General features: G+C 54.9%; 8 protein-coding genes. 7 read left to right on the top strand and 1 reads right to left on the bottom strand.

The features are described 5' to 3' along the window. Nucleotides 1–1,210: DUF2868 domain-containing protein (locus tag ACN0XM_RS18895; RefSeq protein WP_417568480.1), on the bottom strand; the 1,210-nt coding region annotated here is incomplete at its 3' end. 87 nt (nucleotides 1,211–1,297) lie between these two features. Between ACN0XM_RS18895 and ACN0XM_RS18890 the strand changes: the two genes are divergently transcribed. The 7 genes from ACN0XM_RS18890 to ACN0XM_RS18860 all read left to right on the top strand — a co-directional run bounded on the left by ACN0XM_RS18890 (nucleotide 1,298) and on the right by ACN0XM_RS18860 (nucleotide 9,897). Continuing rightward, the gene (locus tag ACN0XM_RS18890; protein ID WP_200363609.1) at nucleotides 1,298–1,657 is read left to right on the top strand and encodes a DUF6164 family protein; all 360 of its coding nucleotides are present in this window, start codon (nucleotides 1,298–1,300) and stop codon (nucleotides 1,655–1,657) included. 293 nt (nucleotides 1,658–1,950) lie between these two features. Further along, entirely contained in the window at nucleotides 1,951–4,056 is a 2,106-nt protein-coding gene (locus ACN0XM_RS18885) for a 3-hydroxybutyrate oligomer hydrolase family protein (RefSeq protein WP_417568479.1), read from the top strand. A 135-nt stretch (nucleotides 4,057–4,191) separates the two neighbouring features. Continuing rightward, nucleotides 4,192–5,604: a sigma-54 interaction domain-containing protein gene (locus ACN0XM_RS18880; RefSeq protein ID WP_200363978.1), complete on the top strand. Its 1,413-nt coding sequence runs from the start codon at nucleotides 4,192–4,194 to the stop codon at nucleotides 5,602–5,604. 328 nt (nucleotides 5,605–5,932) lie between these two features. Beyond that, nucleotides 5,933–6,985 carry a TRAP transporter substrate-binding protein gene (locus tag ACN0XM_RS18875; protein ID WP_200363605.1) on the top strand — a complete coding sequence of 351 codons (1,053 nt, stop codon included), beginning with the start codon at nucleotides 5,933–5,935 and terminating at the stop codon, nucleotides 6,983–6,985. A gap of 117 nt (nucleotides 6,986–7,102) precedes the next feature. After that, a complete protein-coding gene (locus tag ACN0XM_RS18870) occupies nucleotides 7,103–7,741 on the top strand; it encodes a TRAP transporter small permease subunit (protein ID WP_200363603.1) in 639 nt (212 codons plus the stop codon). After that, nucleotides 7,741–9,105 carry a TRAP transporter large permease gene (locus ACN0XM_RS18865; RefSeq protein WP_200363601.1) on the top strand — a complete coding sequence of 455 codons (1,365 nt, stop codon included), beginning with the start codon at nucleotides 7,741–7,743 and terminating at the stop codon, nucleotides 9,103–9,105. The genes ACN0XM_RS18870 and ACN0XM_RS18865 overlap by 1 nt, the downstream gene beginning before the upstream one ends. A gap of 12 nt (nucleotides 9,106–9,117) precedes the next feature. Further along, entirely contained in the window at nucleotides 9,118–9,897 is a 780-nt protein-coding gene (locus ACN0XM_RS18860; RefSeq protein ID WP_417520341.1) for a 3-hydroxybutyrate dehydrogenase, read from the top strand. Nucleotides 9,898–9,996 lie beyond the last annotated feature (99 nt).

Below are 9,996 nucleotides of genomic sequence, written 5' to 3'. Positions count from 1 at the left end.
GAAAATCTTCCAGCTCTCCTGTAGGAGGCTCCCAGCTGCGTGTTATCAGAAGGACGGATTCGCTGGGCGTCTGTGTCAGTTGTTTGGCCACCTGCTCTAGAACCTGCCGGTCCTGTGCGAGCGTCATCCGCCCGCCCGATTTGGCAATCAGGCTCTTGCCTGCACTGAGCGCATCCGGTAACTCCGGGTCGCCCGCGCCTGCCCAGCACAGGGCAATACTGGCCTCAGGCAAAGGTTTTAGTTTGAGATGCGTTTCGGTGTCCGGCAAATCCGAGGCATCATTGTGGTCGTTGCCCGTATCCAGAGCAGGCGTTTCCATACGATACATCAAGGCTCGCATAGCCGGGTGGTTAGCCAACAGATACCGAGCTTTGCGCCGGATTAGAACGTTCGCCAATAGGGCAAGAACAAGTCGCGGCAACAGCGCCCAAGTTGTCCATAGCATAGCGATAAAGGGCCACCATTGACCCCAGCGTGCCGGGTTCGTGCTGCCCGCAACTGCGTTGGCACGAAAGAACCGTGTGGCTTCCACCAGTGCAAGGTCTGGTGCAGCGGCTGGCCATACCCAGGCCCAAGGCGCTGCAACCGTCGCAATGAGGCTGTGATAGCGGCTGGCATCGGTCTCAAGAGTGGTGCTCCACCCAAAAGCAAGATCTTGCAGTACCACCATAACCAGCAAGGTCGCCAGACCGGCCAGAGCAAAACACAGCCCGCCCAGCTGAGCGGCTCTTGCCATAAGTACCGGCTGTAGTTTTACAGGCACCTCAGAATCGGGGCTGTTGCGAAAGCGTCGGAGCAGTGTTCCCCAAGGCTGCCAGCCAACCAGAGACTGCGCCGTAGTTAGCAGCGCCAGCAAAAGCTGGAAGGCCACAAAGGCCAAAAAAACCGTAATGTTGATGCGTTGGCCACCGTCGTAAAACAGCAAACCGAGCATAGTCAGTAAACCAAACAGGGTGCCCGCAGCCATAAAACCACTGTTTATCCGACGCCAGAAACCCAAGGTGTGCTCCGCTGGCGATGCGCTCGCCCCCGGGCCGCTCAGATGGTTGATGTGGGCCAGCCAGCGCTTCGGTGTGGGCGTAACCTGTTGCTGCTCGCAGGACAGTGCAAACTTGCGATCCCGCCGGTGTAAAAATGCCGGGGCCTGGCCTTTATCTCTTTGGGCGCAGTTGTCGAAATCCAGCAGTAAGCGGAGGGGGTGATCAGTCATGAAGGGTTCCGGTGGTGAATTCGGTCTTTGGGTCTATGGTGTTAGGATATCGGTATTACCCTGTCCGATACCAGATAACGAGCCTTCATGCCCCACCACCTGATGAATTTGCGCCACGTGCCGGATGACGAAGCCGACGAAATACGGGCGTTATTTGACGCCCACGATGTGCGCTTTTACGAGACGCCGCCAAGCCGTTGGGGTATCAGTATGGGTGGTTTTTGGGTGCACGACACAGACGAAGCGAACCGGGCGAAAGCCTTGCTGCACGAGTATCAGCGCCAGCGCATGGAAAGCCAACGTGAGGCCTATGAGGCTCGGCGACTGAGTGGCGAGAGCGGTGGCGTTTGGCAAATGTTTCGACACAAGCCTGTTCGCACTCTGGCTGCTTGCGTGGCCATACTGGTGATTATGGGGCTGAGTCTGCTGCCGTTTATCCGAATTTGACGGCGGGCTGCAGGTATGTCGCTTTAATCGGCTGTCCGCCAATCACGACGCTGTCCGGTATTCAGGACAGCTCGGCTGTACCAGTGCCTATAACTGGGTGGTTCCGTGCAAGCCCCGGTGAGACCGGCTCCAAGCTTGTCCGGAAATCTGGACAATTACCGGCGCAGGACAAAGGAGAATTCGGAAAAGTCAATTAAAACAATTGGATAAAATTGTGGCATAGGATGCGCATAACAATGGTCTCGGGTCGTGGTCCCGGCCCGTTCTAAACAACAACAAAATAAGGAACGACCATGAAACGCATCATGATCAGTGCGCTGATCGGCGCTACAGGCTTTGGCCTAAGTGCCTGCAATGACAGCAGCAACGATAATCCACCTGCCGCAAACCCGATTCCCGGATTTATTCAGGGCGATATTCAGCATACCCAATACGATGGTGTGACAGATGACCTGCTAACGGCAGGTATGGGCGCCACAGGATTAGGCAGCCCTACTGCGCCCACGTTCTCCGATGCTCTCAACCCCTCGCCTAGTGAGTTGCGCAGGCTTGCCATCTACAACAATTACCGTGCCTTGGTCGATACATCGGCTGGTGGAGGCTATGGCGAGTTCTTTGGCCCCAGCGTAGGCATTGGCACCGAAGGAATGATCTCTGGGCATGAGTACATCGCCTTCATGACAGTTCCGGGTAGCGACGTGCCCGTTACGGTTATGGCCCAGATACCTGACAGCTTTGATCAAAATAGCCCGTGTATGATTACCGCGCCATCATCCGGTTCCAGAGGTGTTTACGGGGCGATTGGTACAGCCGGAGAATGGGGCCTGAAAAAAGGCTGCGCGGTGGTTTACACCGATAAAGGCAGCGGCACGGGTTCGCACAACCTTGAGAGCAACACCGCTCAGCGTATGGATGGCACCCTCACTGCGGGAGATGAGCCAGTGCAGTTCCGCGCAGATCTGACCGATGCGGAACGCGGAGATTTCAGTGCTCTGTGGCCTGATCGTTTGGCCTGGAAACATGCGCACTCGAAAGCCAATCCGGAAGCGGATTGGGGGCAGCATGTGCTGCAATCAATTGAGTTCGGGTTCTGGGCGCTCAATAAGCAGTTCGGCAGCGACAGCGACAGCAACGCGATTACGCCTCTGAATACTTTGGTTATCGCGTCCAGCGTTTCCAACGGTGGCGGTTCTTCTGTTCGCGCTGCCGAACAGGACATCAATGGGTTGATTGATGGCGTAGCGGTGTCCGAACCCAATGTAAATCCGGTTGTGGATACAGGTTTCACCATTGTTCAAGGTTCCGGCACTGCGGTTGCTGAGCACAGCCGCAGCCTGCTCGAATACACCACAGCGCTTGCGGTGTATCAAGGCTGTGCAAATCAGGCACCAGCCATCCGCGATAGCGCGCCACTGAACGCGCTTAACGTGGCTCAAGTGCGCGAGAATATCTGCAACTCGCTGTTTAACAAAGGCCTTGTAACAGGTGCTGACACTGACGCGCGTGCGATCGATGCGCAGCGTATTCTGAACCAGAACTTCGGCATCCAGCCTGAGCAGAATCTGCTTGCGCCAGTGCATTTTGCCTCCAAAGTGGCCCAGAGCATTGCCATGACCTACGCCAATGCCTATGGTCGTGCGGGTGTGGAAGACCGAGTGTGCGGGCTCAGTTTTGCCGCAACAGACTCTGCAGGCGCGGTGACGCCTTTCACAAATGCCGGAGAGACTGCGGCCTTTGCAACCAGTAATGGTATTCCACCCACCGCAGGCGTCGATATTATCTACGATGACGCTGAGGGCCAGCCCACGGCGCTTCCCACAAGTGTGTCTCCAAGCAGTAGTCAGGTCGATTATGGTTTGGACGCTTTGTTGTGCTTGCACAGCTTGGCTTTGGGCCGTGACGCCATCACAGGAGATGCTTTGACGGGTGCTGATGCCACATTGGCTTCAGCAATCGCTGAAGGCATTGACGATATCAGGGCTACAGGAAACCTACGTGGTAAGCCTGCAGTGTTTGTGACGGGGCGAGCGGATGCGATTTTGCCCATCAATCATACATCCCGGCCCTACTACGGACTTAACCAACGGGTTGAGGGTGCTGCCAGTGAGCTTCGTTATTACGAAGTAATCAACGCTCACCACCTCGACATTCTGAACCAGTTCGCAGGTATTGGTGACCGCTATGTGCCTTTGCATCATTACTATTTTCAGGCTCTGGATCTGGTATGGGAGCGTTTGACCAACGGCACCGAACTACCGCTGAGTCAGGTCGTCCGGACCACGCCGCGGGGAGATATCGCAACACCTCTGGCCGCGAGCAACCTTCCTGAAATTGCAGCACAACCGGCGGATGGAGATTTAATTCTCTTGGTTGGTAGCGAGTTACGCATCCCGGACTGACCGCGTTTTTGTGATCGCGCGCCCTCTCATTTGCTCACGCTGCTGAGAGGGCCATATACTTCCGACGGAACACCCGGCTTGCCGGGTGTCAGGGCTTTCAACATGAATGATACTGGACCCGGCGGTACGCGCTACATGACACAGTTGTTTGGTGAAAAGAACAAAACCGGGCTGACTCGGGATCTTATCGAAGCACTATTCCCCATGTTCGAGGAAGCCAGTGCCGGGGCGATCGCCGTTGACCGTGAGGCCCGTATCACCTGGCTGAACAACAGCTATTCACAATTACTGGGCCTGAAAGACTCGGCGAGTGCCATTGGCCGCCCGGTGCGTCAGGTGATTCCCGGAACCCGTATGCCCGAAGTGGTGGAAACCGGCAACCCCTTGTTGTTGGACATCATGGAGCATCAACAGCAACAGTTGGTGGTTACCCGGTTGCCTTTCTACGACGAAGATGGGCAGATAGAGGGTGCTGTAGCGTTTGTGCTCTACGATGATTTGCAACCGCTAACGCCTCTGGTCAGCAAGTATCGACGCTTGCATCAGGATCTCGCTGCGGCGCGCAAAGCGCTGGCCAAAAAGGAAAGAAGTACACGATACAGCCTCGGCGATTTCATTGGGGCCAGCCCCGGAGCCCTTGAAGTGAAACGTCGCGCCCGCTTGGCTGCCGGTCGTGAGATGTCCGTGCTTTTACTGGGCGAAACCGGCACTGGTAAAGAGGTGCTGGCTCAGGCAATCCATGCTGTCTCCAGACGCGCAGAAAAGCCCTTTGTGGGCGTAAACGTGGCGGCCATTCCGGACAATCTTCTCGAAGCTGAGTTCTTCGGTGTCGCCCCAGGTGCTTTCACCGGTGCAGACCGCAAGCATCGCGAAGGCAAATTCCAACTCGCTAACGGCGGTACCTTGTTTCTGGATGAGGTCGGCGACATGCCTCTGCCGTTGCAGGCCAAACTGTTACGGGCCTTGCAGGAGGGGGAGGTTGAACCGCTTGGCTCCAACAAGGTTGCATCGGTGGATGTCCGCATTATCGCGGCAACCAGTCGCAACCTTGAAGCCATGATTGCCGACGGCACTTTCCGCTCAGATCTATACTACCGGCTCAACGTTCTCGAAATTCCCATACCTCCCTTGAGAGAGCGGTTGGCAGACATTGGCCTGCTCTGTGAAACCTTGCTCTGGGAGATTAGCGAAGGGCTGGACATGCGCGCGGAAATAACCGATGCCGGCGTTGCGGCTTTGGCCAGTTACGATTGGCCCGGTAACATCCGCGAGCTACGTAATGTGCTTGAGCGCGCCCTGACCATGAGTGAGGAAGGCGGTGTTCTAGATGCTGACGCCATGTTCAAGGTTTTGCCGCGGGTTGGGGTTCGCCCGGCCTTGCGGGTTTCGTCGCGTCCCATCAGGCCATTAGCTGAAACTCTGGCCGAGGCGGAAGCTCAGGCGGTTGAAGAGGCACTGGTCGCAAGCAGGGGTAACCGTACCAGGGCCGCCCGGCTCTTGGGCATTTCCCGGTCCGTGCTGTATGAGAAGCTCGCCAAGATGTCCTGAATTCCGGACAGGTGTCTTGATATCTGTACAAGTACCTACGACTATCGAATTATACTGTCCGAATATCAGGACACTTCACGGCTTCAGAAGTTTTGAGTTTTTCTTATCTGATTGATTAATATAACAAAAAAATTATTGGCACAGTCTCTGCTGTTTCTTGGATGCAGGACGTCAGAACAACGCAGAAAACAAGACTGACGCTTTCGTAGGACTCAAAATACACAAATGTCTGTCTCGTTTCCTGCGATGTCTGACTACGCTCAGATCAGGCTTGTCAGGAAAATCATCCTGCCAGCCAACTACAACAACAATGCTAGGAGACTCGCCAATGAAACTTCTCAAGGCCATCACCGGAATTGCCGGTGCGATTGCCCTGACAACAGGATCGGTATACGCAGACGATTTGCGTTGGAAAATGCCAGTTGCCTTCTCCACCAATCTCCCCGGATTGGGGTCGCCAGCGGCCTGGGTTGCCGAAAATCTTAACGCAGCTTCTGGCGGTAGTATTCAGGTTCGTGTCTACGAGCCGGGTAAGCTGGTTCCGGCGTTCGATATTCTCCAGTCTGTCTCTGATGGCAAGGTTTCTGCGGGTTACACCTGGATCGGTTACGACCAAGGTAAGGTTCCGGCGATTCCACTGTTTGCGGCTGTGCCTTTTGGTATGAAGCCTTGGGCTTATACCGGCTGGTACTACTATGGTGGCGGTCACGAAATGCTGCAGGAAGTGTATGCCAACAAAGGCTTCGACGTACATGCGCAGCTTTGCGGCATAATCGGGCCCGAAACAGCTGGCTGGTACAAAGACAAAATTGACACTCTGGAAGACTACAAAGGTTTGAAAATTCGCTTTGCGGGTCTAGGTGGCAAGGTTCTGGAAAAACTGGGGGCTTCGGTCACCATGATGCCCGGCGGTGAGCTATTTCAGGCGCTGGAAAAAGGCACCATCGATGCAACCGAATTTTCCATGCCTGCTATTGACCAGATTCTCGGATTCGATCAGGTGGTCAAATACAACCTCTTCCCCGGTTGGCATCAGCAGTTCACTGCTCAGTACATGTTGATCAATAAGGACGAGTGGAACAACGCAACCGACGCTCAAAAAGCGCTGGTTGAAGCCTCTTGTACCGCCGCAACAACGCTGGCTCTGGCCGAGGGCGAGTACAAGAACGGTAAGGTGCTGGCTGGCTTCCAAGCCAAAGGTGTAAATGCTGACCAGATTCCCCGCGACGTTCTGCAGAAGCTAAAGTCGGTTACTGAAGAGGTTTTGAAAGAAGAAGCCTCCAAAGATGCGGACTTCAAGCGCGTTTACGAAAGCCAGAACGAGTTCATGGAGACCTACAAGGTGTGGGATTCGCGCGCCTACGTACCAACGGATCTTTAAAGTCCGGGGCTGATCTGAGGCACCGGAAAAATACCGGTGCTCTCTAACCAAGTCTGGATGGCCCTTCGGGGTCATCCTTGTTTCGCAGCATAGGTTTTCTGAGCGGGGATTTATTCTATGACGGTGTCTGATAAAGACTCACCGCAAAACTCGCGGGCACAGGTGCCCGACGCCGGTGAATTTCTTCACCATCACACAGTGTTGCCAACAACCCGTGTTAGCCAGTGGGTCGATCGTGCAATCGCTGCAATAGGCAAGGGTGCTTCTTGGCTCTGGGTGGTGCTAACCGGCGTAATCATCTGGGCGGTGGTTGGTCGCTATGCCTTCGAGCATGGCTCGGTGACACTGGAGGAGGTCCAGTGGCACTTGGCTGGTATCGGTTGGCTTCTGGGGCTGGCTTATACCCTGGTTGTTGATGATCACGTGCGAGTGGATGTGCTTCATGAACGCATGACCTTGAGAGCCCAAGGCTGGGTTGAACTGTTTGGCCTGCTATTCCTGCTATTACCGTTTCTCGGGTTGGCGGTTTACGAGATGATCCCCTACGCATTCAGTTCCTGGCAGCAGGGCGAGACCAGTCAGGCGCCTGCCGGGCTTCCTTACCGCTGGGTTCTCAAAGGCGTTGTGGCACTGTCTTTTATTCTTCTGGCGATTGCCGCGCTATCGCGCTTGCTAAAAGTTACCGCGCTGCTTTTTGGTTTTCCGAAGCCCATCTCTGTCGATACCAGCAATAACAAGAAAGAGGATGTGTCCTGATGGAGCTTGAAACCTTATTTGTGATTGGTATGTTCCTGACGTTCGGGGCCTTATTGATGACCGGTTTTCCGGTTGCCTGGGTGTTGGGTGGTACTGCCGTTATCTGGACGGTTATCGGTGTGGTGGCCGTTGAGAATTTTGGCGCCAATCTGTGGTTCGATTATGTGTCATCCATGGGACTAATGCCCGAGCGCGTGTGGAAAGTTGTTAACAGTGAAACTCTGGTAGCGCTGCCCATGTTTATCTTTATGGGCATCATGCTCGATCAGTCTGGTGTTGCTGAGCGACTGATGAATAGCATGGTAAAGCTGTTTGGTGCTGTGCGTGGCGGCTATGCGGTAACGGTCATTATTATTGGCGTACTGCTGGCAGCGACCACCGGCATTATTGGTGCGTCCGTGGTGCTGCTGGGCATGCTTTCCTTGCCCGTGATGATGGAAAACAAGTATGACAAAGGGTTTGCAGTTGGCACAGCCTGCGCCACGGGCACCCTTGGGATCCTGATTCCTCCTTCCATAATGTTGGTGCTGATGGCTGACCGACTGGCGGTTCCCGAAGCCTCCGTGGGTGATTTGTTTATGGGTGCCTTCCTGCCCGGTTTGCTATTGGGTGCCATGTACGTTGCCTATGCCATGATCCGGCCGCTGTTGCAGCCGCACATCGCGCCAGTGCCGGAAGGCACGGAGAAAGTATCCTGGAGCATAGTTTGGGACGTCGCCAAGGCAGTTTTGCCGACAGCTGCGCTGATTCTCGGTGTGCTCGGTTCTATTTTTGCTGGCATAGCCACGCCCACGGAAGCGTCCGGTGTCGGCGCCTTGGGTGCTCTATTGCTGGCTGTGATGGCACGGCGGTTGAACATGAAGGTTCTGCGCTCATCAATACAGCAAACCACACGAACGTCTGCGTTTATCTTTGCTATTTTTCTCGGCGCAACGGCTTTCTCTGTGGTGTTGCGCGGCCTTGGTGGCGATGAAGTAATCAAAGATGCACTGTTGGGCCTACCATTCGGGCCCTACGGCGTGGTGTTGACCATTCTGTTTGCAGTGTTCTTGCTTGGTTTCTTCCTCGACTGGGTTGAAATTACACTGATTATTCTTCCGCTGGTGGCACCGGTTGTACAACATCTCGGATTTGACTTGGTGTGGTTTACCATCCTCTTTGCCATGTGCCTGCAAACGTCGTTTTTGACGCCACCGGTAGGCTTTGCTCTGTTTTACATCAAAGGTGTAGCGCCGCCGGAAATCACGGTGATCGACATCTATAAGGGCGTTATACCCTTCATTGTTATTCAGCTGATCGCACTGGCCATTGTATTCCTAGTGCCCGAGATCGCGACCTGGCTGCCCGGCGTGGCTTACGACTAAGGAGAGACAACGATGCGATTAGAAAACCAAATAGCCCTGATTACAGGAGCCGGGCGCGGTATAGGCCGTGCAATCGCAGAACACTATGGCCGCGAAGGCGCCCGTGTAGCTGTAGCCGACCTTACTCTGGAAAGCGCCCAAGAGGCTGTTGATGCCATAGAAAAAGCGGGCGGCACTGCAATGGCTCTGGCCATGGATGTGACTGATGAGGCTGCCGTCGATGCCGGTGTTGCCACCCTTGTGGAAGCATGGGGCGGCTTGGACATCGCCGTGGCCAATGCCGGTATTCAGCATATAGATCCGGTACATAAACTGGCGTATGCGGACTGGCGCCGGGTCATCAACGTGCACCTTGATGGCGCCTTTCTGGTAACCCGTGCTGCGCTCAGACAGATGTACGCAGGTGGTGGAGGTACTATGCTGTATATGGGGTCTGTGCATTCACTGGAGGCCTCACCCCTGAAGTCGCCTTATGTGGCTGCAAAGCATGGCATGCTGGGTTTGTGTCGCGCGGTTGCCAAAGAAGGCGCGGAGCACGGCGTGCGCAGTAATATTATCTGCCCGGGCTTTGTAAGAACGCCGCTCGTTGACAATCAGATTCCGGAACAGGCAAAGGAGCTTGGTATTTCTGAAGAGGAAGTCATCAGCAAGGTTATGTTGAAGAACACAGTGGACGGCAAGTTCACTACCTTGGAAGATGTTTCCGAAATGGCCGTGCATCTTGCGGCCTTTCCTTCGGCCGCACTCACTGGCCAATCTATCGTTGTCAGCCACGGCTGGCACATGCAGTAAGTAACAGGAGCGACGGATGAGCCTTACAGAACAATCGCCCGTAGTCTGGACCCCCTCCGAAGACGCGGTAGAGACAACCCAAATGGGCCGTTTCAAAAC

It is taken from the genome of Marinobacter sp., from assembly GCF_048269445.1.
Classification (GTDB): domain Bacteria; phylum Pseudomonadota; class Gammaproteobacteria; order Pseudomonadales; family Oleiphilaceae; genus Marinobacter.
This window is presented reverse-complemented; position numbering and strand designations above follow the sequence as displayed.

What these genes read in the sequence shown, in the direction of transcription:
- ACN0XM_RS18890 (WP_200363609.1), top strand. Translation starts at nt 1,298, where the DNA reads ATGCCCCACCACCTGATGAATTTGCGCCACGTGCCGGATGACGAAGCC.
- ACN0XM_RS18885 (WP_417568479.1), top strand. Translation starts at nt 1,951, where the DNA reads ATGAAACGCATCATGATCAGTGCGCTGATCGGCGCTACAGGCTTTGGC.
- ACN0XM_RS18880 (WP_200363978.1), top strand. Translation starts at nt 4,192, where the DNA reads ATGACACAGTTGTTTGGTGAAAAGAACAAAACCGGGCTGACTCGGGAT.
- ACN0XM_RS18875 (WP_200363605.1), top strand. Translation starts at nt 5,933, where the DNA reads ATGAAACTTCTCAAGGCCATCACCGGAATTGCCGGTGCGATTGCCCTG.
- ACN0XM_RS18870 (WP_200363603.1), top strand. Translation starts at nt 7,103, where the DNA reads ATGACGGTGTCTGATAAAGACTCACCGCAAAACTCGCGGGCACAGGTG.
- ACN0XM_RS18865 (WP_200363601.1), top strand. Translation starts at nt 7,741, where the DNA reads ATGGAGCTTGAAACCTTATTTGTGATTGGTATGTTCCTGACGTTCGGG.
- ACN0XM_RS18860 (WP_417520341.1), top strand. Translation starts at nt 9,118, where the DNA reads ATGCGATTAGAAAACCAAATAGCCCTGATTACAGGAGCCGGGCGCGGT.